Raw genomic sequence first — 25,618 nt, 5'->3', positions numbered from 1 at the left:
TATTTTATATTCTAATATATTCTTTTAAATACTTTTATAAAAAAAGAACATGAGTGTAATATACTAATACTCCTTTTTCAGCTAATTTCTTAATAAAGCACAGCTTCATTTTTACTTACGAATAAAATCCTTATAATTTATTTTTAATTTATCATATGCCTTTAGTACATTCTTAAATATTTCAACATGTACTATAAACCCTCTTCCCTTTGGACCATATCCCTCTTTATTATCAAGTAATCTTGGTATCTCGCCCATTATCAAAGATAAATAGCGATTCATGTCCCATATTCCCCATATGTCATTATTGATAAATTCAAGTTCTTCATTCTCTTCTTTTAAATATGGAATAAAAGCTGCATAGTTTATAAAAGCATATTCCTTTGTTACATTCTAAGACTTTATAAACTTACTTTAAATCACTCATTCCACAACTTCGTTTCAGTGCTAATTTTATTCCTAAATAATACTTTTTTATTGTTTTACGATATATTTTTATTGCTATTTATTCTTCCATATGCTAATATATGATCATAAATACAGAATATTAAGGAGTGATTTATATATGAAAAAATTTATTTATCTTTTACCATTTGGTTTAAGTTTTTGTTGCTTAATAGCTTTTAATATTATAGGTTCAGAAGTGGCTTCTGATGGAACACTTGTAGAACCATTCTTTTTAATTCCTATAGCATATATTTTCCTTTTTATCGGCATAATTTCATTATCAATTAAAGGAATATACTCTTTATATAAAAAACATGCAAAAGCTTAAATTAATAATATAAAAATGCTTCCATATACTTTTTAAGTATATGGAAGCATTATAATAAACTTAGTTCCTATCCCATATTTAGATTCTACTTCTATTTTTCCTTTTATAGCTTCTATATTTTCATATGCTACATAAAGCCCTATACCTTCACCTTTTATTTTATTTGTATTTACTCCTCTATAATATGCTTCGAATATTCTTTTTAAATCTTCTTTCTTTATTCCAATCCCTGTATCTTCTAGATCCTTTTCTCCTTCTATCATTTCACTCATATTAGATATTATGGATGTTACATTATCTATTTGATCTTCTAAGATGTTACATTCACTACTATTTAATTCTAATATACCATCTTCATATGCTTCTACATGGGATTTTAATATAGTTAAAGGAGTTCTTGTTTGGTGAATCATTTCATCTAGAAGTTTCTTTCTTCCCTTTTGTTTTAACTTTAATTTACTACTAAGCTCTTGCAGGCTTACTTGAATAAATCTTATTTCTTTTATACTGGATAATTTAATATTAGTATCATTACCTAAATTTATATTTTGAGCTAATTCCTCAGTCTTCTTTAAATCATCTACAGTTTTTTTACTAATATACAAACTTATTATTATGGCAAGGAAAATAACTATAGCACTAACTATCAAACTATTCATGACAAGTGTTTTCTTAAATATATTGATGGTACTTGATCCATCAATTGAAGCATTTTTTACTATGTACACTTTTCCTATTTTTCATAAAAGGATATAAACTAGTATATATTCTATAATACATTTTTATTTATTGAATATTTTATTAAATACAAATCTTATAATAGGCCCTGCTATTAGTAATTGTAATGGTAATGCTACAATAAAATTCATACCTAGTGCTCTTATATAAGCTGATGGTAAATCTGATATTAATTCTATATTATGTAAAGCTCCAAACATTGACATACATAATACCATACCACATACCATAAATACTGATATTAAAATAGCTATTTTTATTTGCTTGTCCCCTTCCTTTATAAATTTAAATGCTAATGATTTTGCAGGTTTTGATACAATGAACCAATCACATATCATTGCAACTATAAATGTAAGTGGAAATCCAATTAATGATTCTATAATAACATCTTTTGAAAAACCTCCTGAATATATTGATACATTATAAATGCTCATGCAAAGCACCATGAATGCACACATAATAATTGTAAAAACTAAACTTTCCTTTTTCGTTGTTGGCATAATTTTATTCCTCCTTAATTAACATTAAGAATTATATCAGCTTTTTTTAAATGGATGTAAGTTTCTATTTTGTTAACAATTTTATTTGATTTAATTAAAATATAAATTTCACTCTCCTTCCAGTTATCTAATTATCCTTATAAAATATAAAAAAGCATCTATATTAAAGATGCTTTAATTCCATTAATTATTTTTAATTTACTTATTTCTTACATATAATTATTTGAATAATTTCTTCTTAACAGGTATAACGTAGATTTTGATTATTTTTTCTATTTATTATTTTGTGGTAAAAATACTGTTACTCTTGTACCTATTTCCTTTCTACTTAAAACACTAAAGTATCCCTTATGGTTATCAATAATCCATTTTGCTATAGATAGCCCAAGACCAGTTCCCCCATCTTTTCTAACTCTTGCAGTATCAGCTCTAAAGAAACGTTCGAATATATGCGGTATATCACATCCATCCATTCCTATTCCATTATCTTGAATAGAAAAATAAGCTTCTCCTTTATCACTTTTTCCTGCTCTAAGTGTTATAACTTCACCATACTCTGTATATTTAGCTGCATTTTCAACTAATATTCTAGCTGTCTGTTTAAGCAGTCCTATATCACCATAAACGATTATATTTTCTGAATTAATATAACTATATATATGGTTTTTATCTATCATCTTAGACTCTTCTAAAACTTCATTCATCATATCATTAAGTGAAAATTCAGTCATAGTAAGCTGGGTTTTTCCATTAACACCTCTAGCTAAGAATAATAACTGCTCAACTAAATTTTTCATATTTTCTGATTCAGATTTTATTGCTGTAATAGATTCTTCTAATACACTCTCATCATTTTTACCCCAACGATCTAGCATATTTGCATAACCTTGAATTACAGAAATAGGAGTTCTAAGTTCATGTGATGCATCTGAAACAAATCTTGCCTGCTGCCTATAAGAATTCCTCATTCTATCTAAAAGTTTATTTATTGCATCTTCTAATCCTTGAAGCTCACTATCACCAATGTGTATTCTTTCATCAGATGTTACAGGACTAATTTTAGCTATAGCCTCCTCAAGGCTCTGAAATTTTTCCTCATCAAAATCCATATTACTAAGTCTACTTGCTGTTTCTGCTATTTCATTAAGTGGTTTTAAAACCTTTCTAATTTTTGCTGTACCAAATATTATTTCTTCTAATAAAAATATTCCTTCCACTATTCCTAAAACTATAATTATTTTTATAATACTATATAAAAAAGTACTAGCTTCTTTAACCATAGTCTTTCCATTATCCCAAGTAACTGTATAGTTTGCTGTTTCTATAGGATAAAAATTAAATGACCTTTGCGCATTTTGTACTAATTCCCCATAGAAGCTCTTTTCAGATTCCATGCACCAAAGACCAACTAAGATAATGATTAAACATATATCAATTAAAAGAAACTTAAAAAATAAATCTCTTACAGAGATAGCATTCATCTTTATTGCAATAGATGTAACGTTCTTGTTCTTATTCTTTTTACTCTTACTCTTACTCATCTTTTATTACATATCCTACACCACGTACTGTAGTTATTATTTTCACCTTAAAAACATCATCAATTTTTGTTCTTAAATACCTTACATAAACATCTATTACATTTGTTTCTCCAAAATAATCGTAACCACATACTTTTTCTATAAGTACATCTCTTGTTAGTACTATATTTTTATTTTCCATTAATATTTGCAGCAAATTAAATTCTCTATTAGTCAATTCAATTTCTGTATTATCATAAATTACTTTATGTCTCATTTTATTTAAAGTTAACAGACCACAGCTTAGTACATCTTCATCTTTTTTTACTGTAACTACTCTCTTTTTAAGAGCTGTCCTTATTCTTGCAAGTAATTCTTCTATTGCAAATGGCTTTGTTATATAATCATCTGCTCCTGCATCAAGTCCTGATACCTTATCCATAACAGCATCTCTTGCAGTAAGCATTATAACAGGAATTTCTGAACTTCTTCTTAGCCTTCTTAATACTTCAAGTCCATTAAGTTCAGGAAGCATGACATCAAGAATAACCAAATCAGCCTCACCCTTTTCTGCAATTTCAAGGCCTGTTCTACCATTATTCGTCTTTATTACTTTATACCCCTCATGCATTAGCTCTAGCTCTATAAATCTTGCTATTTTTTCTTCATCTTCAACAATTAAAATCTTAATCATTAATTAAACCCCTTTTTAAACTTATCTTTTATAATTTGGACATTTTTTGATATTTCACTAAATACCTCATTTACTTTATCTACCTTATCCGTATTAATACTTTTAGACGATACTAAAAATTCTATCTCAAAGAATAATCCAACAATCATTAGAGGTATTATTATCCAGAAGGTAAAAAATAAAAGTAGTATTAATACAGTAAGTGGAATCTTTAAAAGTACTATACCTCTTTTCCTAATCTCAACAAAGATATTATTGCAAGTATCTATAGCTTTACATATAGCTTCAAAAATTCCCTCAAAGTTATTTTTACTTTTAGAATAGTTATTATCTCTATTTTCACTAATATTACCTATTTCTCCCTGACTAGTGTAACTTTCTTTATATTCATTGGTATAAAATATGCTAACAGAAGGCTTTTCTACTCTTCCATTTTCTTCTAAATACAACATGGCATCTAGTATATCCCAATTATTATTTTCTAAAGCACTCTTAGCTTCTTCATAACTTATATTAGTTTTATCTCGTAATTTATCTACAAGCTTAAGCTTCTCCATAAATAATCCTCCATACCTATGGCATAATTAAAATCAATTATCTTAATTCTATCCTTATCTATTAAATTATATCATTCCCTTTAGTATTTCCACAGCATAAAAATAAAGAGACCTTGAATATTTTCCAAAACCTCTTTGTTAAACTTATATATTATTTTTCGTACCCTTCTTTAAAATCACTTTTAATGTTTTCTGCTGATTTTGATACCTCTTCAAAAATATTATTTACTCCATCATAATTAACATTAGGACCTGAAATTGAATATTTATATCCACAGAATAATCCTACTATTAACAAAATTATACTTGGCACTGATAAGAATACTAATGCAATTACTGATATTGTTAATGATATTCTTATTGGTTTTTCATTTTCCTTTCTGACTTCAAAGAAATGATTATTTCCTTTTTTTAAAATCTTTCCTAAGAACTTAAATACTCTTCCTACAACTTCTCCAATACCACCAAATTTCTCATCATGCTCTTTATTCTCCTTCGACTCCTCTTTCTCTTGATCTTCTTTCTTCATTTCAATTATAGTAGTAGTTTCATTATTTTCTACTTTTCCGCTTCTCTCTAAATAAATAATAGAGTCTAAGAGATCAAAGTTGCATTTTTCTAATACTTCTTGTGCCTCTTCATTACTTACATTAGCCTTCTTAGTTAAAATTTCAATCATTTCATTTCTTTCCATATTATATTACCTCCACAAATTCATTACTTGATTTATTATGGTTATATAGTACTTCTAGAAAATTAATCTAAAATATAAGAAAGATTAAAATTAGATTAAAATCTTATTTAGAGGTATTAATATGTGTAATATAGATTGTGATAGATACTTCTTCCGTAGAGAGTAGTGTGAGAGATATTGTAGTAGACAATGAAATAGCGATTGGGATAGCAGATTTGATTACTAATGTAATGTAATATTCTACTTAGAATTTCATAGATATGTACTTTTTAATTCAACTATAATTATTGTAATTCAGTATCGAGTGCAAATATATAAGGTCTTTAAAAACATATTTATAATTCAATAAAATAGCTAGTAAAACTTAATCTATTTTACTAGCTTCTAATTTTAAAAATTTTATATTTTTATGTTCCACAATAAGTCTTATATTTACAATTTGATGGCTCAGGTAATATAGAATAATATTCCTGTTCCTTAGAATGAGCATATGGTTTTGAAAGAGCATCTAAGAGTCTATCCATAACGCTATAATCTTCATCTTTTACTGCTGCATCTATCGCTTCCTCTACTCTATGATTACGTGGAATTACTGCTGGATTATTATTTTTCATAAGCTCCTTTGAATCATCCTTTGATTCTTCTTGCCTTTCTAATCTCGCCTGCCATAACTCATACCATTTATTAAATTCATCATTACCTGAAAGTTCTGTACTCTCTATTTTATCAAAAGTTAGATCACGGAATGTATTAGTGTAATCTGCACCATACTCTTTCATAATATTTAAAAGATTTTCTATTAGCTCTTCGTCCTCTGCCTCTTCATTAAATATACCTAGCTTTGCTCTCATTCCTGAAATCCATTTATCCTTATAAAGCTTTGCAAAATTTGAAACTGCATCTTGCGCCATCTTTACAGCTTCATCTTGATTGATATGCAAAAGTGGCAATAAAGTTTCTGCAAATCTTGCAAGATTCCATCCTCCAATACCAGGTTGATTACCATAGGCATATCTACCTTGAATATCTATAGAACTAAATACAGTTGCAGGATCATAGGTATCCATAAAAGCACAAGGCCCATAATCAATTGTTTCTCCACTAATTGTCATGTTATCAGTATTCATTACTCCATGAATAAATCCAACTAATTGCCATTTTGCAATAAGCTCTGCTTGCCTCTTAATAACTTCTTGAAGCAAGAAAAGATATGGATTCTCTTTATTTCCTCCTTCTTTAAAGTGTCTTTTTAATGTATAATCTGCTAATTCTCTAAGTTCTTCAACTGTTCCCCATTCTGAAGCGTATTGAAATGTACCAACACGTATGTGACTAGAAGCTACACGAGTTAATATTGCACCAGGCAGCCTAGTTTCACGAATTATTGACTCACCTGTTGTAACTACAGCTAAACTACGAGTTGTAGGAATACCTAGTGCATTCATTGCTTCACTTACAATATATTCTCTTAGCATTGGACCAAGTGATGCTTTTCCATCTCCACCTCTAGAATATGGAGTTCTACCTGAACCCTTAAGCTGAATATCAACTCTCTCGCCTTCTGGAGTTATATGTTCTCCTAGTAATACAGCTCTTCCATCACCTAACATAGTAAAATGTCCAAATTGATGTCCTGCGTATGCTTGTGCAATAGGTTTAGCTCCTTCTGGAATATTGTTTCCTGCAAATATATCTACTCCTTCAGCGCTTTCTAAAATATTTGCATTTAGCCCTAATGACTCTATCAACGAATAATTTAATTTAATTAATTTTGGTGATGGTACATGACTTGGATTCTGTTTAGTAAAAAACTTTTCTGGAAGGCTAGCATAAGTATTTTCTAAATTAAACCCTCTCTCTATTGTTCCCTCTTCTTCTCTCATCGTATCTCCCTTTCTCCTTTTATTTTTGTATAGTTTTTTATATGAAACAAAAAGCATAGATTCTATTATTTTTCAGATATAAACCTATATAATAACTAAGCTATTTTTAGTTTACACTTCTCATAATTTATTATTCTAGCTATATTTTATTTATCTTCTAACTATTTAATAAATTTATATTACTAAAATATTGTTTTTGCAATATTAATTTATTATTTTAGAATTGATATTTATATTAAAATGGCCTTTATTCTAACATTTTAATATTTAAATCTAAATTCATTATTTATTTCGACTTTTTTATGTACCATTATTAACAATTTGACATATTATAACATATAAACTAATTTTTATAAGAGGTGTTTTGTATGTGTGATAGAGATTTTGATAGAGATTGCTTTGATGAAGATTTCGGTTGTAGCAGTTGCAATGGAGATTTTGGGATAGGTTCTGATAGAGATCGTTGCCCTAGAGAATGCGAACGACGTTGCCGTAGAGAATGCGAGAGAGAATGTAATAGACGCTGTCGTAGGGAATGTGCAAGAATTTGTGCATGTTTACGTAGAGAATGTGAAAGAGATTGTGAACGACGTTGCCGTAGGGAATGCGAAAGAATTTGTGAGCGTTTGCGTAGAGAATGCGAAAGAGAATGTAATAGACGTTGTCGTAGGGAATGTGAAAGACGTCGTAGAGAATGTCAAAGAATTTGTGCACGTTTGCGTAGAGAATGTGATAGAGAATGTGAGAGACGTTGCAGAGAATGTGAAAGACGTTGCCAAAGAATTTGTGAGAGAATTTTAGCATAGAATATGAAAGACTTTGCCACAGAAATTGTGATTGAGACTGTCATCTAGAATTCGATAGAGAGTGCCATAGAGGTGTACTTTTTAATATAAATATAATTAATCTAATTAATTATATAATTTTAAATTTTTAGATTAAGATTAAGCTTGTATAATAAAAAAGAACTTATATATAAACTCTCTTTTTGATTGTCTATTATATAGGTTCTTTTTTATTTTTAGATTTATAAAATAAATGTTTATTTATGAGCTAAAATTTTTAGTTAGTTACAGCTGCTTCTTTTTCTAAACTAGTTAAAACTGCTTCTTCTAACTTAGCTGAAGCTTTCTCTCTTCTTAATCTTCTGATTTTCTTTTCTTCTCCATAAGCTACTACAAGAAGTAAAATTACACCTACGATAAGTGCTGCATAGAATACAACAAAAACATCATTCCATCCATGAAGATTTGTCCCAAATATAGTTATACCTGATGATTTTGGATCTGCAATTTTTGCAAGTGCAACCTTAGCAGTTGAATCACCAAAAAGATAACCAAATGTTCCACTTAACCCATTAGTTACTGTGGTTGCCTTTTTAGGAGTAAAACCTACTATTGAGACACCTATTAAAAGTTGAGGTCCAAATATTAATGCACCTAAGCAGAATAATGAAACATCTATCATTGCAACACTAGTTGCATATCTATATCCAAGTACCGCAAAAGCAGTTATTCCTAAACAGAAAGCTGCAAGTATTGCTCTTCTTCCTTTTAGAAGGTCAGATACATATCCCCAAGTCATACTTCCTAAAAGAGCTCCCATTTCAAAGTAGAATATTGTATCAACAGCATCTGTCATTCCAAATCCTAAATGTTCTGTAACATAAAGTGGAGCCCAGTTGTCTATTCCTATACGAACAATATATACGAAAACGTTCGCTACACAAAGTGTCCAAATCCAAGGATTCTTTAAAACATATTTTTTAAAGATTTCAAACTTAGTCATTGATTCACTTTCGATATTATCTTCATCTACAGGTTCACCAAAGATGTCTTCAACTCTATTCCAACCTAATTCTTCAGGTTCATCTTTACCAACAAACATTAATCCTACACCAACGATAAGTGCTATTATTGCTGGGAATATAAACATTCCTGCAACATTTCCATGGAAGAAAGTATTAGCACCCCATAGTGCAAGTATTCCAGCTATTGCCCCACCTATATTATGAGACATGTTCCAAAATCCTAAATATCTACCTCTTTTAATTGTTGGAGTCCATCTTGATATTGTAGAGTAAGCAGCTGGTCCTCCTGGTGCTTGTAAAAATCCACTTAATCCCCAAAGTAATAATATAATTCCTGATGGTTGTTTACCACTAAGTAGTAAAATACCTATTATTAATACTATTGTTGCTGACATTGCTAATAAAAATGAAACTATACGTTTTGCATTTCTACCATCAATTATGTAACCTAATAATGTTTTACCTATTGCATATGTAATTGAAAATCCAAATCCTATGTATCCAAGTTCTGATGTAGTGTAACCTAATTGTTCTTTTAAAAGTGGTTGTGCCGCTTTAAAGTTATTTCTAATTAGATACATACAAGCATAAACAACAAATACAACTAAAAAGGCTTTTAAAAATTGTTTAATCCATTGTTTTCTTTGTTGTTCTATTGGTACAGAAACTGATTTTTTATCGATATTAAAAAAATTAACTATTGCGTCCATTTAATTCCTCCATTTACTCATATATTCTGAAGTATTCTAGAATATATTTTAACTTTCAAAAAACGTTTTCTGAAAATGTTTGCAATATAATAATAAAATAATTTATACACGAAAAAATCTCCTAGATGTTTCACAAATGTAACATTTAGAAGATTTTAATTCTCAACCTTTTATACTTGCCTTAAGTAGACCTTTTAATTTTTAACCTTATATAAGCTAATTAATTATATTTTCTAAGTCTTAAACTGTATTATTATAATTATCAAGTCTAACTGTTTTAATTTCAATTTCTTATTAATATTATCTATAAAATTCCAAGTTTCATACTCCTTGTACTTTTCTAAAGAAGGATATAACTATTAGAATACCCATCATTAAATATAGATATAAATTTTTTATTTTCTAATAATCCATCATTCATTATCTCGTTTGTCCTAATAAGGTTTCTATAAATATACTCTAAAATATTATTAGTACCTTACCCCCTTATATCTCCATTTTGTCGCACTTCACTAATATATATACAACTAAAATGCATAATCCTAGTACAAATAAACTAGAGTAAGAATCAAAAAATATATTCATAAAAATAAATAAAATAATAAGTAATATAGCTTTTATAATAAACTTAAAATGCCTTTTTCTTTTAAGCAAAAGCTCACCTCTTTATAAAATACATATACTAAATTTTATGTGTAGAAATTATCTTTTAGAATGAAGTTTATATATAAAAAAGACTAAGTTCTATAGAGAACTCAGTCTAAATTTATCACTAATAATATATTATTAAAGAATATATTTACTTGAATCTTTTAATTGCTTTCTTTTATTAAAGAATGTTTTATAAGTTAAATATGTAGATATCATAGTTGATATAGATGCTGATGATAGAATCATAAAGGTAACCATTATTTGAAACTTTACTGCAACTATTGGTGATGTTCCACCTAGTATTAATCCAGTCATCATTCCAGGTAAGGATACTATTCCTAAAGTTTTTGCTGAGTCGATGGTTGGCATTATAGAAAGCTTTATACTTTCTCTTATTATGTCACTTGAGGCTTCTTTTATATCTGCCCCTAATGACAATTTAACTTCAACAGCTTCCTTTCTCTCTTTAAAGCTAGTATTTAAATTTCTATAACTTAATATAATTGCTACCATAGAATTACTTATAATCATACCTGCAACTGGTATTACATCACTTGCTTTAAACTTTATTGCATTTGATAGTATTAATATTGTCATAGTAATACTTGTCCCTATAAGAATAGAAACAAAGGATATAACAATTTGATTTTTTATAGAATCTCCTTTTTTCTTAGTATTTAATGCTGCAATAAATATCATAACCAAGATTAAAATTATTGTATATATTGGGTTTTCTAATCCAAAGATAAAATTTAAAAGATATCCTACTATAACTAATTGGATAATTGCACGAACTACACTTACTATTATATCTTTTCCAATATTTAATTTATCTTTATATGAAATAAATATTGGAATTACTACTAAAATTGATGAAAAAATTAAAGCCTCTGTACTCATTAATTTAATTCCTCCATCTTCTCTATATTTCTCTTTGAAAAGACTATTCTTTTATTAAATATGCTAGTGCTTTGCTCCTCACTATGAGTAATCCATAATACAGTAACACCTTCATTATTTATTTTTTTAACATAATCCTGAACGGTTTTTGTGTTGCTAATATCTAAAGCAGATGTTACTTCATCAAGTAATAGAATATCTGGCTTAAATATAACATTTCTTATAAGTCCAACCCTTTGCCTTTCTCCTCCTGATAAAGCTGATATTTGCTTGTCTAAATAGCTTTCATCTAAATTAAATAGGTTTAGAAAATATATCATTTTATCTTTATCTACATCGTTATTTCTTATCTTAAAAGGAAACTTTAAATTATCATACACAGTGTCTCCGAATAGACGTGCTGATTGTGTACAATAACTAACTTTTCTTCGTAATTCAGTAGGTTCATATGCTTCATATTCTTTATCTCTATATTTTATGCTCCCACTTTTAATTTCTATTAAATCTGCACATATTTTCATTAATGTGCTTTTGCCACTTCCTGATTCCCCTATAATAGATATACAATCACCCTCATTCACTTGAAGGGATACTCCATTTATTATATTTTTCTCATGATCTACATCATAGTAGACCTTATTTAACTCAAGTATTTTCATATTTACTCTCCCCAATTCTCAATAATATATCAATATCAATTTTCAATATCGCATTTCGATATTAACATAAAAATTTTTCCTTTTCAACATAAAAATAGGTTAGTAAATTTAATTTTTTTAAATCTACCAACCTATCTTCTACATAACCTCACCTACTAAAACCTTTAAGCTTTCCTTTAATTCTAGTAAAAGTTCATCTCCTTTTTTTGTACTTTTATAATATTTTCTTATCTTGCCGTTAACATTCTTTTCTTCCTTTTCTAAAAGCCCTTCCTCTACCATAGTTTTAAGAACAGGATATAATGTTCCAGGACTCATATTGTAGCCGTGTTCTTTTAGTTCTTCTATCATCCAACTTCCATAAAAACTCTCTTGATTTGCATGATGTAATATATGGATGTATATTAAGCCATTAAATATCTTTCTTATTATCTGTTCCTTCAATATATCCAACTCCTTAAGTTTTACAATCATTATTAGTTTTATTTATACAATTATATCATTTTATAATATATAAATTTAGATTATTTTTTCTTAAAACTAATAATACACTTATTATCATATGTTATTATATTTCTTTTATAAACTATATTTTATTAGTAAGATAAATATTTTAAAACATAAGTAAAAGAAGGTAGCTTAAGCTACCTTCTTTCTTCAAAGTTGTCCCATTTTAAATTAATATGATTTTTTGTTCCTATCATGTCTTTAGTATTGGTATCTACATATTCTACTAATTCTCTAAGTTTTTTTCTTTACTTTCATTATTATTAGCAAAATGAAGTTTAGCATCTCCCCATGTAGCATGATCTGAACCATTTCCATTTCCACCATCAGTTACTACAAGCTTTAATTCTTTAGCATCATTTATATTAACTTCAACATATTTTTGATGATCTCTTGAGTTCATTAACCCACTATCAAATTTCTTTTCTCCATCTACATAGACTTCAAACTTTACTGAACCTACACTTCCATACATGGCCCTATCCACACCTACATAAGAAGTGAAGTAAGCATAATTTTTATCAGTTAAATCATAGATTATAGTTGATGGTGCATGAGTTCCTATACCTTTAGCATAAGTAACTTCTTTATTATTATCTCCAGTAAGTCTTAAAGCATTACCACTTACTGCTTTATCCTTTTTAACAGTACTCCATCCTGTTTTAGCACTCTTCCAGTCATACTCAGTTAGATATTTATAATCTTTCATATTAACTACTGCAACTGTTCTAGTTTTAACTACTTCATTTCCATCACTATCTGCTACTTTATAAGTTAGATTGTATTTTCCTGGTTTATTAAAGTTAACGTATCCAGTTACTTTAACTTTAGATGTTAAGTCACCATCTTTAGTATCGTGTGCACTATATCCAATAGTTAAATCTATAGGCTCTCCTACTTTTGTAGACTCAGACTTCGCTATCTTTAATGTTGGGAATGTTGCTCTTATTAATTTCTCTGCTTTATCAAAATCTCCTTTAAAGAATTTGTAAGCTGGATAATCTTTAACTTCTTCTTTAAATGCATTTAATTTATCTAACGTATTGTATGCTTTTTCAACTTCAGATTTAGATTTATCAGTGAATAATTCAGTTGATATCTTCTTAGCTATAGTGTCTTCTTTATAGAATCCTATTTCATTCATACTTGCCCAATTAGCATTAGCATCTATAAACTTAAACTTAACTCTTCTTGCATTAGTTTTATCCATATCAAATTCAACAATATCTGATGCACTTCCTTTGTATTCACCTTTTCCTGTTAATATAAAGTCATTACCTTCTACTTTGTTAGAAACATATATTTCAAACTTAGTAGCAAATCCTTTATTGCCTGCATCTCTTCTAGCACCGTACGCTATTTTTGAAATTTCTTTAGATTCACCTAGATCAAATATTATTTCATTTTTGAATGAACTACTATTTGGAGTTTTAGTTTCCCAATGCGTATTTTGTTTACCATCTATAGTGTTTCCTATAACACTATTACCATAGTTTCCGCCGTTGTTACTTACAGAAACCACTGGTATCTTATATTCTTTATTGTAATTAGCTAAGTTATTAACCTGTCCATACTTAGACTTCTTAACATCTAATTTTTCAAAAACAGTAACATATACAGTTTTTGATGTAGTATACCCCTTATCCTCTGCTTCATAAGTAACTTTATACTTTCCTTTAGTTTTAGTGTCAGCATTACTCGTTACCTTTATTCTAGAATTTGGTATAGATTTTTCATCAAATGTGAGTGCACTTACATATTTTAAAGGGTCGAATTCACTATTTTTCTCTACTAATATATTTTCAGAATCTACTCTTAAAACTGGCTTATATATTATAGATGCAGTTTTGAATACTTCACTTTTACGTTCATTTACTCTATAGTCAAAAGCTACAACTTGGTAATCGTATTCTTTAGAACTATCAGTTAAGTCTTTATAACTACCTGTTCTTGTGAATCCAACAAATTCTCCATCTCTATATATTTCATAAGCTATAGTTCCTTTATTGTTATCACTTGTTCCTATATTTATTGTAAATCCATCTTTATCTTTCTTTACAGAAGTTATAACTGCCTTAGTTTCTTCATTAAACGCTTCAACATTATCATTTATTTTCTTATAAGTATCTATTGTAGTATATCTTATCTTTTTATTGAATGGTTTAAACTGAGAAGTGAACTCTTTTGTCTTATCAGTTACAGGGTAGTTATAATACTCGAAGTGGCCAGATAAATCATAGCCTGTTGCTTCTGACATTGCAGTAATTATAGCTTGATAATCCCCAGTTGCTCCATATCTAGAAGGATTTTCTCTAATTAGTCTACTTGCATTAGAATAGGCTTCGTCTCCGAAATAATTTGTTATTTGAGTTATAACTAACAATCTTTCGAATAATCCAAGTTTATATTTAAAATTATCACCTGGGAATCCACCAAATCCTTTAGTTCCTTTAAAAGTAAAGTATTTATCAATATTAGCTTGATTCCAAGTAAAGTCTCTTCCTATATAACCTATGTTTGATTTATGTGCTGCTATTGAGAATACGTTGTTAGTAACTTCTAGAAGTCTCATATCACCATTTTCTATTTGATGTCCAAACTCATGACCTATTCCCCAATCAGAGAAGTTTCCTGCAAATATATCTCTTGCTATACTTCCTTCATAATGAATATATTCATTAGATGCAAATAATCCCTTTGCATTACTACCTTTATAGTGATATAGAGCTTTTGATGGTCTATGTATTGGATTTGGATCGTTTTTATCATATCCTGCTAATTTGTCAAATGAAGATATAAGCTTTTTAAAAGCGTTAACTGCATCTAATGGGCTTTTACCTCTATCTACATATGCTATCTTAGCTTCACTATTTTTTCCTGATATTAAGAATCGCTCTCCTATTACATCTGTCATGTTGGCGCCTTTGTGATTCTTCACTTGCCCTATGTAATCATCTATATTTGTTTTACCATCTATGTATACAGGGTACTTTTTTAAATTCTCCCCTGCCACTCTAACTTTTGGTGCATATGTTTGTTCTTCAGGTAAAGCTTTATTAGTAAAGTATATTGCAAATCCCGTTGTTCCACTTGGAGCTTTTATTATATTTCTACCTGCGTTTAAGCTTCTTATATGCCTTCCCGAACTATCAACTTCACCAACTTGTGCCATAACTAATTGTGGTAATATACCATTTTCATCTGCATCTACATATACTTCAAATGCTTTATCTGGCATCACATAATATCCTGTTAAATCTAAATTTCCACCTGCAAATACTTGTCTTCTTTTATCTCTTTGATTGTTTTCATTGCCTCTTTGAGATAATGTTATTATTTGGCTTATTGTTTCTACTTCATTTTTACTTACTATTTTTTTTGCCGCATTAATTATTTCCATGTGATCATTTTTTAGAGGATGATTATTTACTTCTTCTTCTAGCTTATTTAGTTTATCTATCGTATTATAGTCTTCAGATATTTTAGTATATAACTTATCTTTAAATACAGAGTTTACCTTTCTTGTCGTTGTATCTTCTTTATAAAATGACATATCAGCAAGTCCCGCTCTATAATTATAAGCAGTTACAAATCTGAATTTTAACTTCTTAAATTTAGTCTTAGGAAATACTATTTCAGTGTCTTCTGACATAACACCATTTGCTTTTCCTTTAGAAATTAATTTATATGTATTAGAATTTTCATTTAGAGAACCATATATTTCATACTCTAGTGGGAATCCTTTATGTTCTTGACCTTTTCTAGATGACATAATAATTCTTTCTATTTCTTGTATTTCTTTAAATGTAAATACTACTTCATTTTTAAAGTTATCATCATTTCCTCTCCCGGTTTCCCAATGAGTGTCTTTATTATCATCATAAAGTTTTGTAAGTACACTACTTCCATAATTACCACCATTATTAGTTACACTTTTGAAATTATCTGTACTTATCTTGTATTTTTCATTATACTTAGCTAAATCTTTAGATTTTGCTATATCTGATATTTTAATTAAAGAATATGTTGACTGCTCTTCATCGCTACTATGTAAAAGATCTTTAGCTATATTTATATCATTTAAAAGAGTTTTTCTTAATGGATGGTTTGCTACTTGTTCTTCTAAGTTCTTTATTACATTTATATCTTTGTATTTATCTTTTAATTTATATTTAGTTTCATCTGTAAATAAATCATTTACTTCATCAGTTGCTTTATCTTCTTTATAAAGCATTATTTCTGAGGCTGCTGCCCAATCAGCATTAGCTTTTTCAAATACAAATTTTACTCTTTTAAATTCTGTAGAATTAAATTTAATCTCTAATAAATCAGAAGTTACTTCAGCTGAGCCATACGAGACTAATTGGAAGTCATCACCTTTACTAGTACTTGATGCATATATCTTAAACTCTTTTGCAAAACCTTTGTTGCCGGGTCTTGATTTATACATTATTCTATTTAATGTTGTTTTTTCACTAAGTTCAAATACTATTTCATTTTTAAAATTTGAGTTATTTGGTTTCCCTGTTTCCCAGTGAGTATTTAAATCACCATCTATTACTCTATTTAATGCACTACTTCCATATCTTCCACCATTATTAGTTATTGAAATTATTTTAGAATTATCAACTTTAAAAGCTTTATTGTACGCTTCTAAGTTTTCACTACTAATTAAATTAAATTTATTTACAGTAGCTTTTGTTTGTTGTTTATTTTGATTATTTTCATTTGATATGTTTTGAATCACTTTATTGCTATTTAATTCATCTGCAAAAACTTCTACTGCTGTAACTGAAAAATTTGTGATTATTGCAGCCATAATTATAGCTGCTACTTTTTTCTTATTCATATTTCTTCCCCCCTGATTAATTTAATACCTCAGAAGTACATTAAAAAAGCTACTCAAAAAGAGTAGCTGTATACACATAATGAAATTAATAAATTATAATCAATAATTATAATTAACTAATCTTAAAAACAAAAAGTATAATGTACCCTTTGGCAACTGGCTGACATAGTTTTAAACCTTAGTCCCTATAGCTTTGCGTCCCTAGATTTCTCTAAGTTTGCCTATTTAATTTTATTTCTTAGTAAAATTTTACTATTATTTTACATAAAATTCAATATATTTTCTATTTATTTTTTGAAAATTTCGACAAATTATTTTTATATAATAAAAAAGCTCCCATATAAAACTCTATATGAGAACTTTCAATTATAATCGTAACTTTAAAATCTATTTTTATTTTCTCTATTACCTAACTTAACTTCTATAACTGTCTTCTTCAAATTAGTCCATACTCTCTAGTTTATCTAATTTCTTTGTCCAAAACTTTAATGATGCCTGCATAACTGGTCCAATTAAAGGCACTGAAATAAATGTACCAAAGGAAACTGGTCCACCAATTAACCATCCAGTTGTTAGTGCTGTTACTTCAAGTAAAGTTCTAGCAAGTCTCACAGAAATAGAAAATCTTTTTGACAAAAATAAAGTCATTCCATCTCTAGGTCCTGCCCCTACCTTAGATGCAACATACATCCCTGATCCAATTCCCATGAGTACAATTCCTAATATTAATAGTACAAATCTTGATACTAGTCCTTGAAAATGTGGTATTATATTTGCTCCTAAAATAATATTAAGGAAAAATCCAACTAATACTATGTTAAATATACTTCCAATAACAGGTCTTTTTCTTTCAAAAATGCATGTCATTAAAACCATGATCACTCCTACTATTTGAACCCATCTCCCTACAGATAGGCTGGTTAAATTAGATAGCCCTATATGCAAAACATCCCATGTAGCTACTCCCAAATTTGCTGTAATTAAAGTTCCAGCACCTAATGCTAAAATAAATATCCCTACTACAAATAATACAACTCTAATACTATAGTTAAAGCTTATTATTTTTCTACTGTCTATTACTTCATGCTCACTTTTCTCCATTAACTTTATTCTCCTTCTAAGTTTTTCATCATCTTTTCTAAAACTTTATCAAATATTTCTAACTCCTCTTTATCTATATCTTTTAAAGCCTTTAATTCAACACTATTTGATTCTTCATATAATCTTGGATACATCGCATAAGCTTTTTCTGTTAACTCTATAAGCTTCTCCCTCTTGTCCTTTCCCTCTTTACGACTTATAAGTCCCATGGTTTTCATTCTAGTTAATGTCCTTGTAACTGTTGGTGCCTCAACACAGAGCTTGTGACTTAACTCAACTTGTGTACATTGCTTTTTTTCATGTAAGTACAACATAATCCTCCATTGTGAAGTATATAATCCCAAAGATGAAATCTTCTCGTTTAAATCTTTATTAAAATATCTAGCTAGTTTGTTTATGTTATGCCCATACAATTTCATATATTTCTTCTCCTTAAATTACTTACCTAGGTAATAGTTACCTAGGTAAGTATATCACTAAAACTATTGATTATCAAATTTTCTAAATAAACTAAAAGTCCACATATACCTATTTAGCATATGTGGACTTCTAATATGTAAGTTATTATATAAAAAGAAGTGTTAGCTTAAAATTATAAAAAATATTTGTTTAACTAAAGGTTGTTAGTAGCCTATAAATAGGCGTTACTTAATATTACATAATCTAAAACTAAAACTCAATAATTTAATCTATTCATATTTTTTATGCTATATATTAAAGCTTTATATACAATAAATAAGAAAGATTACAAAAAAATAGTTGCCTCAAAATTATTTTTAACTGTTTTAAGACAACCAATTATATTAATTTCTATCTTTAAAACTAATTACTATTAAAATCAATCAACTTGGTTTTCTCTTACTAAAAAAATCTTCAGCATAATTACTGAAGATTTTTTTAATAATATTTTCTTTTATAGTATTGATTTATAATAGGATGTTAAATCTTTATATTCTATATTTCCATCTGCTTCATAAAGAATACTTAATTTTTCATTATTAAAAGATAAGCAGGAATACCCACCTCCAGCTTTGTTTCCATCTTTAGGATAAGGAACACATAGTTCTTTAATTCCTTTAGATAAGTCATCAAAATCAATCATATAGACAGTAATATTATCTCTAGTATACCAGCCTTTAGTGTTCTTAGGTGCTGAAATTAATCCAATTCTATGCCCATTAGAATTGGTAATTTTAATAAATGAACCTTGACAGCCTGAACCATAACCAGTTGAAATTTTACCATTTAAAGGTTCATATACACTCCATGTAGATCCTAAATCATGAGATATATATGATGCTCTATAACCCGCTGAATCATCCCTAGCACTCATAATTAAGGCTCCATCTAACTCTATTACCATATTTTCAGAAGTTTTTGATTTAGGTACTTTATTTCCCATTGTCCATGTTTCACCATTATCTTTTGAATATATAATTGATGAATAATAATTATTAGTATTGTTTTCTCTTAATGCAATTTGTATTGGCATTACTATTGTTCCATCAGACATTGTAATACCTGATCCAACTCCACCTAACCATCCAATTGTATTACTTGGCTGATTTTTTATTCTTGATTGATTTGTAGTTAAATCTATTTTATCAGACCATGTTACGCCATTATCATCAGAGTAAACCATCTGAACAGACCAATCATTTCTTAATGAAGTTGTACTATTTGCCCAATTACCGTCCTTATTCCAAGAGCCTGCAATTAATATAACTCTACCTGTATTGGTAACTACTGTTGTTGAATCCATTACACGAGAAAATTTTGAATTGACACCATCATTTTTCATTGCCACTTGATAATCCCATGTTTTTCCGCCATCAATGCTACGTGCACATCCAATATCAATATTTCCATGGTCTTGAGGACCATTATGACGAATATCAGAAAACGTTAACATAGTGCCATCCTTCAATGATTGCATACTTGGAATTCTAAAATACTTTGAATTCCATACATTATTAGTTTTATCAAATACTGTTATTGCTGACTCCTCAGTATTAGTATTTAGTTCACTTGCAAATACAGGATTACTAATACACAATACGATAATAGTCATTATAGATAAGAATCTTAGGTTTTTAACAAAATTTTTTTTCATTTCTATCCCTCCATTTAAATTAGTATTTAAAATATTTTATAGAAATTTGCACATTTTAAAATTAAATAAATTTTTGTGCAATTTTGTATAAATCCTGAAGGCTAGTATATAAGTAATAAAACAATATATACCCAAATCAATGCTAATAATCTATCTTTTAAGTATCTCATTCTTAATAATCAAATTACAAAGAAGACTCCTTAAATATTTCCTTAAAATTATAAAAAGCTCCCTTAAGTCCAGCGGTATTTCTAAGTTCTGCAAAAGCTATATTAGTATTGATATAAACTGACTCTATTAAATACTTTTTCAAACTTTTTTCAATTAGAGGTTTAAAAACTTCCTCTCTAGCCATTATTCCTCCACCTAAAACAATAACTTCGGGGTTTATTAAATAAACAATGTTTGAAATTCCTAATGCTAAATTATCAGCCAATTTCTCAACTTCATCTCTGCATATCATGTCCCCTTTTTCATAATTATCTAATATGTATCTACCATCTATTTCACTAGAGTCAACATTCTTTCTTTTAGCTACATTTTTTACCAAGGTACTTGCTGATGCAATTTCTTGAATTTGTTCTCCGTTAACTAACATATATCCAATTTCTCCAGCTGAATTACTAAATCCACGAAGTATTTTGCCATCTATAATTAATGCTCCACCAATTCCTGTACCTATTGTTAAACATGCCATTGAAGATTTACCTTTACCAGCTCCCCCGAAAAATTCTCCCAGCGCAGCACAATTAACATCATTCTCCACAGCGCATGGCAAATTAAATTCTTCCTCTAATATTTTTTTCACTTCAACCCCGGTATAATTAGGTATTGTTGGTCCAGCATAAACAATTTTGCCTTCTTTAGGACATACCATTCCTGCTGTTGATATACATATTCCTTTTATATCATAATTAGCCTTAATCTCTTTAATTATATCTTTAACTTTATCAAGTATACTTAATCCACCTTTATAAGCTTGAGTATCTCTATCATTAACATTTATTAACGTTTCTTCTTCGTTTATAATTCCATACTTTATGCTAGTTCCACCTATATCTATAACTGCAAATAAATCCATATTTATCACCTCTAAAAAATTAATACCTTATAAAATTTATTATAAGCAATAAAGGCTGTATTAAAATAACTTAAAATAAAATTCTAAACCTAATCAATCACTTTAGTTTCATAGTTTATTATTGTAAGTTTTAATACAACCTCATAAAATAAAACATTATAAAATCACTTTATAAATAGCCTTTTTTATATCAGAAGACTCCGCACTAGCCTTTAGACAAGTCATGTGTATATCCTCTGGATAACAAATTAAGAAGTCCCCCTCTTCTAAAACAACTGAAGAGTTTTCATCTCCTTCAAAAGCTAAGAAATCATCCTTTTCAATAAATTCTTTAAATTCTAAGTTTTCTTTAAAATTAAGATTTATTCTTTCTTTTCCACTGAAAACAACATGAACATCTATATATTTTTTATGTCCTTCCCAAAAACGATCTTCCTTATTTTTTGTAGTATAATTAACCCTATTAAAGAACAGCTCTTCGCCTTTTATTTCATGAGTACCTGGAGTAAACTCTATTACATTATTATTTTTTGCATGTAGCAAAGCTTCCTTAATAAGCTTTGGTAAATAATCATAACTTTCTAAATTTCTTAAATTGCCAAATATCATTTCATTCACCTCTAAAAACATTTAATTTTAAAGTAGTGCTGATCTTCAAATGAATAGTAAGGATCATTTAAAAATCAACACTTAATCTAATTAAATATTATACTTTTATTTATATTATTAATTTTTATTGTAGTACATTGTTGCCTTATTTAAAGTTTTCTCATCAACCAATTGAGATTGAGTCATTAATGAAACTATCATTCCAACTATAACTGAAACTCCGATTGATATGATTGAGTATGACCATATACTTACATCAAATCCGCCATATTTACATACAACAACAGCTATTGCTGATGCTATAAATCCAGCATATGCTCCTGTTTTTGTAGCCTTTTTGAAGAATACTCCTAATACAAATATTCCTGCTAAAACTCCAAGAACAAGTCCCATAAATCCATTAAACCATTCATAAGCTGAGTTTACTCCACCATTTGCAAGGATTACTGCCATTATTATTGAAGCTATACCAACTCCTAAAGATATATATTGTGCAATTTTTGTTTGTTTTTCCATTGACATATCTTTTGTTATAAAGTTTTGAATATCTAAAGTCCAACTTGTTGCAACTGAGTTTAATCCAGTTGAAAGTGTTGATTGTGCTGCTGCATATATAGCTGCAAGAACTATACCTGTTATCCCAACTGGTAATTGGAATGCTATGTATGATGCAAAAATTTGATCTTGTTGAGCAGTTTGTAATAACTGAGGATTTTGACTATAGAAAACATATAAAGCTGTTCCTATTAAATAGAATATAGTTGCTACAAATAATGATAATACTAGGTTACCATAAGTCATTTTCTTTAATTGTTTTATATCTGTAGTTGTAGTAAACCTTTGCACTACATCCTGACTTGAAATATATGATGAGAAAGTATTTAATCCTCCTCCAACTATTAATAAGAATACACTTGTTTTAAATATATTAGCATTAAATATCGGTTCTGTTGAAGATAAAAATTTTCCTCCTTCAGTTAATTCACTCATAATAGATCCGAATCCGCCATCTATTGTTGAAATTAAGAATACTAATGCGAAAATAATACCTGCTATAAGTACACATCCTTGAATAAAGTCTGTCCATAATACTGACTTTAATCCACCTGTATATGAATAAATTATTGCTATTACGCCCATTGCTATGATAAGTAAGTAAACATTTATACCAGTAAGCTTTGCTAATACCATTGATGGTAAATACATTATAATTGCCATACGTCCAATTTGATAAATTATGAACATTATAGCTCCAAGAACTCTAAGCCCTTTATCCTTATATCTTATTTCTAAATATTCATAAGCAGTATCTATATCTAGTCTACTATAAATTGGTAAGATATATCTTATTGTAAGAGGTACTGCTACAAACATACCAAGTTGAGCAAACCACATTATCCAAGTTCCTTTATAAGAGTTACCAGCTAATGATAAAAATGAAATTGGACTTAATAAAGTTGCAAATATAGAAACTGAAGTAACCCACCAAGGAATAGTTCCATCACCTCTGAAGAACTCTTTTCCTTTCATTTCTTTCTTAGAGAACTTTAAACCTGCATAAAGCACAGCCCCTAAGTAAACAACTAGTACAACTAAATCAATTTTCGTAAACCCTTGCATACCAATTTTCCTCCCCTATTCTTTTATGTAGTCTAACTTTTTAAAGTTAGACTACTATTTTTCAATAAATATCCCTAAAAATACTTTTTGTTAATTTCCTTAGCTTTTTCAACCATTTCTTCAGTAGCCTCTTTCATAGGTTGTCTGCAGTATCCAGCATCCACACCTTGCTCTTGAAGAATTAATTTAATTGTTTGGTAAAGACCATTGTTTAAAATATCAGTTATTAAATCATTAGTTACATGTTGAACTTCTAATGATGTTTGTACATCACCCTTTTGAGCAGCTTCAAAGATTTGTCTTGCTCTAATACCGTTTACATTGAATGTTGAACCGATTGCTCCATCAACACCAAGTACTGTAGCAGGTAACAGCATTTCATCAAATCCAGCAAATATTAATTTATCTGGGAATGCTTTTCTCATTCTTTCTAATAAATAGAAATCTGCTGCTGTAAACTTAACGCCTATAATCTTATCGTTTTCAAAAAGTTCAGCAAATTGATCTATTGACATATTTACTCCTGTTAGGAATGGAATTGAATAAATAATCATTTTATTATCTACTGAATTTATTATTGTTTCATAGTAATGTTTTATCTCATTAAAATCAAATTTATAGTAGAATGGTGTAACTGCTGATAATGAATCATATCCAAGCTCTGTTGCAAACTTTGCAAGTTCTACTGCTTCTTTTAAGTTTACTGACCCTACTTGAGCTATTAATTTAACTTGTCCTTTTGCTTCATCCATTGCAATTTCAAATATTCTTTTCTTTTCACCAGTTGAAAGCATAAAGTTTTCTCCAGTACTTCCTCCTACATAAAGACCATCTACCTTACATACATCAATATTATGTCTTATTATTTCTCTTAACCCCTTCTCATTGATGTTTCCATCCTTATCAAATGAAACTAATAGTGCTGAATAAATACCTTTCATTGTCTTTCTCCTCCCAAAATCATTTAATTTTTAATTTATTTTAAAACATCAGTAAATCTCTTTGTTATTTGTTGTGGTCTTGTGATTGCGCCTCCAACCACTGCTGAATATGCACCTAATTCAAATGCCTTCTTTAGTTCCTCTGGAGTATTTATCTTTCCTTCGCAAATAACTGGGATTTTTACCGTTTTTATTAACTCTTCTAAAAGTTCAAAATCAACCTTGTTACTTTGTTTAGAATATGCTGTGTATCCTGAAAGTGTTGTTGATATACAATCAAATCCTATTTTTTCTGCTTCAATACCTTCTTCTAAAGTTGACACATCCGCCATTGCCAATTTTCCCTTTTCATGAATAGCATCAACTAAGTCTTGTATATTTTCATTATTAGGTCTTTTTCTTTTTGTAGCATCTAATGCTATCATTTCACATTCTGTTTCTAGAAGCTCGTCCACTTCTTTAATAGTTGGCGTTATATAAATTTCTGAATCATTGTAAACTCTTTTTATTATTCCAATGATAGGAAGTTTTGCAACCTTCTTTATTTCATTAATATCACTAACACCTTGTGCTCTTATTGCTACTGCGCCACCTTCCTTAGCTGCGATTGCCATTCTTCCCATAATAAAAGAGCTATGCAAAGGCTCATCTGCTAAGGCTTGGCAAGAAACTATCAAATTCCCTTTTAATCCATCTAACATTTTAT

General features: G+C 28.7%; 23 protein-coding genes and 1 riboswitch. Of the genes, 2 read left to right on the top strand and 21 right to left on the bottom strand.

The annotated features are described in order from the left end of the window. Positions 1-111: 111 nt before the first annotated feature. Positions 112-282, bottom strand: coding sequence for a hypothetical protein (locus JOC62_RS01620; protein ID WP_204593408.1), 171 nt, complete (start codon positions 280-282; stop codon positions 112-114). 235 nt (positions 283-517) lie between these two features. On the opposite strand from JOC62_RS01620, the gene JOC62_RS01615 reads away from it, so the two are divergent. Next, positions 518-775: a DUF3955 domain-containing protein gene (locus tag JOC62_RS01615; protein WP_341534780.1), complete on the top strand. Its 258-nt coding sequence runs from the start codon at positions 518-520 to the stop codon at positions 773-775. 32 nt (positions 776-807) lie between these two features. On the opposite strand, the gene JOC62_RS19410 is transcribed toward JOC62_RS01615, so the two are convergent. From JOC62_RS19410 to JOC62_RS01580, 7 genes are all read right to left on the bottom strand, one after another. Further along, entirely contained in the window at positions 808-1,503 is a 696-nt protein-coding gene (locus JOC62_RS19410; protein WP_204593406.1) for an ATP-binding protein, read from the bottom strand. 54 nt (positions 1,504-1,557) lie between these two features. Further along, the gene (locus JOC62_RS01605; protein ID WP_204593405.1) at positions 1,558-2,013 is read right to left on the bottom strand and encodes a DUF2798 domain-containing protein; all 456 of its coding nucleotides are present in this window, start codon (positions 2,011-2,013) and stop codon (positions 1,558-1,560) included. A 272-nt stretch (positions 2,014-2,285) separates the two neighbouring features. After that, the gene (locus JOC62_RS01600) at positions 2,286-3,554 is read right to left on the bottom strand and encodes a sensor histidine kinase (protein WP_204593404.1); all 1,269 of its coding nucleotides are present in this window, start codon (positions 3,552-3,554) and stop codon (positions 2,286-2,288) included. Next, positions 3,547-4,227 carry a response regulator transcription factor gene (locus JOC62_RS01595; RefSeq protein WP_204593403.1) on the bottom strand — a complete coding sequence of 227 codons (681 nt, stop codon included), beginning with the start codon at positions 4,225-4,227 and terminating at the stop codon, positions 3,547-3,549. The genes JOC62_RS01600 and JOC62_RS01595 overlap by 8 nt, the downstream gene beginning before the upstream one ends. Then, a complete protein-coding gene (locus JOC62_RS01590; protein ID WP_204593402.1) occupies positions 4,227-4,784 on the bottom strand; it encodes a UBA domain-containing protein in 558 nt (185 codons plus the stop codon). The genes JOC62_RS01595 and JOC62_RS01590 overlap by 1 nt, the downstream gene beginning before the upstream one ends. A gap of 151 nt (positions 4,785-4,935) precedes the next feature. Beyond that, the gene (locus JOC62_RS01585) at positions 4,936-5,478 is read right to left on the bottom strand and encodes a UBA domain-containing protein (RefSeq protein WP_204593401.1); all 543 of its coding nucleotides are present in this window, start codon (positions 5,476-5,478) and stop codon (positions 4,936-4,938) included. Positions 5,479-5,885: 407 nt separating this feature from the next. Next, positions 5,886-7,361: a protein adenylyltransferase SelO gene (locus JOC62_RS01580; protein ID WP_204593400.1), complete on the bottom strand. Its 1,476-nt coding sequence runs from the start codon at positions 7,359-7,361 to the stop codon at positions 5,886-5,888. Between the two features lie 368 nt (positions 7,362-7,729). Between JOC62_RS01580 and JOC62_RS01575 the strand changes: the two genes are divergently transcribed. Then, on the top strand, positions 7,730-8,167 hold the full coding sequence (locus tag JOC62_RS01575; RefSeq protein ID WP_204593399.1) for a hypothetical protein: 438 nt from the start codon (positions 7,730-7,732) through the stop codon (positions 8,165-8,167). Positions 8,168-8,423: 256 nt separating this feature from the next. Here JOC62_RS01575 and uhpT read toward each other — a convergent pair whose 3' ends face one another. From uhpT to JOC62_RS01510, 13 genes are all read right to left on the bottom strand, one after another. Next, positions 8,424-9,881, bottom strand: a complete 1,458-nt coding sequence (uhpT, locus tag JOC62_RS01570) for a hexose-6-phosphate:phosphate antiporter (protein ID WP_204593398.1) — start codon at positions 9,879-9,881, stop codon at positions 8,424-8,426. Between the two features lie 786 nt (positions 9,882-10,667). Next, a complete protein-coding gene (locus JOC62_RS01565; protein ID WP_204593397.1) occupies positions 10,668-11,432 on the bottom strand; it encodes an ABC transporter permease in 765 nt (254 codons plus the stop codon). Beyond that, positions 11,432-12,091 carry an ABC transporter ATP-binding protein gene (locus tag JOC62_RS01560; RefSeq protein WP_204593396.1) on the bottom strand — a complete coding sequence of 220 codons (660 nt, stop codon included), beginning with the start codon at positions 12,089-12,091 and terminating at the stop codon, positions 11,432-11,434. The genes JOC62_RS01565 and JOC62_RS01560 overlap by 1 nt, the downstream gene beginning before the upstream one ends. A 138-nt stretch (positions 12,092-12,229) precedes the next feature. Continuing rightward, a complete protein-coding gene (locus JOC62_RS01555; protein WP_204593395.1) occupies positions 12,230-12,535 on the bottom strand; it encodes a helix-turn-helix transcriptional regulator in 306 nt (101 codons plus the stop codon). A 289-nt stretch (positions 12,536-12,824) separates the two neighbouring features. Next, a complete protein-coding gene (locus tag JOC62_RS01550; protein WP_204593394.1) occupies positions 12,825-17,447 on the bottom strand; it encodes an NPCBM/NEW2 domain-containing protein in 4,623 nt (1,540 codons plus the stop codon). Positions 17,448-17,595: 148 nt separating this feature from the next. Further along, a riboswitch (cyclic di-GMP riboswitch) is annotated at positions 17,596-17,679 on the bottom strand. 209 nt (positions 17,680-17,888) lie between these two features. Beyond that, complete coding sequence (locus JOC62_RS01545) at positions 17,889-18,548, bottom strand: YczE/YyaS/YitT family protein (protein ID WP_204593393.1); 660 nt, start codon at positions 18,546-18,548, stop codon at positions 17,889-17,891. Between the two features lie 5 nt (positions 18,549-18,553). Then, a complete protein-coding gene (locus JOC62_RS01540) occupies positions 18,554-18,967 on the bottom strand; it encodes a MarR family winged helix-turn-helix transcriptional regulator (RefSeq protein WP_204593392.1) in 414 nt (137 codons plus the stop codon). 494 nt (positions 18,968-19,461) lie between these two features. After that, positions 19,462-20,661, bottom strand: coding sequence for a sialidase family protein (locus tag JOC62_RS01535; RefSeq protein ID WP_204593391.1), 1,200 nt, complete (start codon positions 20,659-20,661; stop codon positions 19,462-19,464). 184 nt (positions 20,662-20,845) lie between these two features. Further along, positions 20,846-21,742, bottom strand: a complete 897-nt coding sequence (locus JOC62_RS01530; RefSeq protein ID WP_204593390.1) for an ROK family protein — start codon at positions 21,740-21,742, stop codon at positions 20,846-20,848. Between the two features lie 156 nt (positions 21,743-21,898). Further along, positions 21,899-22,351 (bottom strand): NanQ anomerase/TabA/YiaL family protein, encoded by a 453-nt coding sequence (locus JOC62_RS01525; protein ID WP_204593389.1) that lies wholly within the window; start codon positions 22,349-22,351, stop codon positions 21,899-21,901. A 117-nt stretch (positions 22,352-22,468) separates the two neighbouring features. Continuing rightward, positions 22,469-23,971, bottom strand: coding sequence for a sodium:solute symporter family protein (locus JOC62_RS01520; RefSeq protein ID WP_204593388.1), 1,503 nt, complete (start codon positions 23,969-23,971; stop codon positions 22,469-22,471). Positions 23,972-24,045: 74 nt separating this feature from the next. Then, positions 24,046-24,912 (bottom strand): N-acetylneuraminate lyase, encoded by an 867-nt coding sequence (locus JOC62_RS01515; protein WP_204593387.1) that lies wholly within the window; start codon positions 24,910-24,912, stop codon positions 24,046-24,048. A 35-nt stretch (positions 24,913-24,947) separates the two neighbouring features. After that, positions 24,948-25,613: an N-acetylmannosamine-6-phosphate 2-epimerase gene (locus JOC62_RS01510; RefSeq protein WP_204593386.1), complete on the bottom strand. Its 666-nt coding sequence runs from the start codon at positions 25,611-25,613 to the stop codon at positions 24,948-24,950. Positions 25,614-25,618: the final 5 nt, after the last annotated feature.

The organism is Clostridium sardiniense (genome assembly GCF_016907995.1).
Taxonomy (GTDB): Bacteria; Bacillota; Clostridia; order Clostridiales; family Clostridiaceae; genus Clostridium; species Clostridium sardiniense.
The sequence above is the reverse complement of the archived record's forward strand: the minus strand, read 5'-3'. Positions and strand labels throughout refer to the sequence as shown.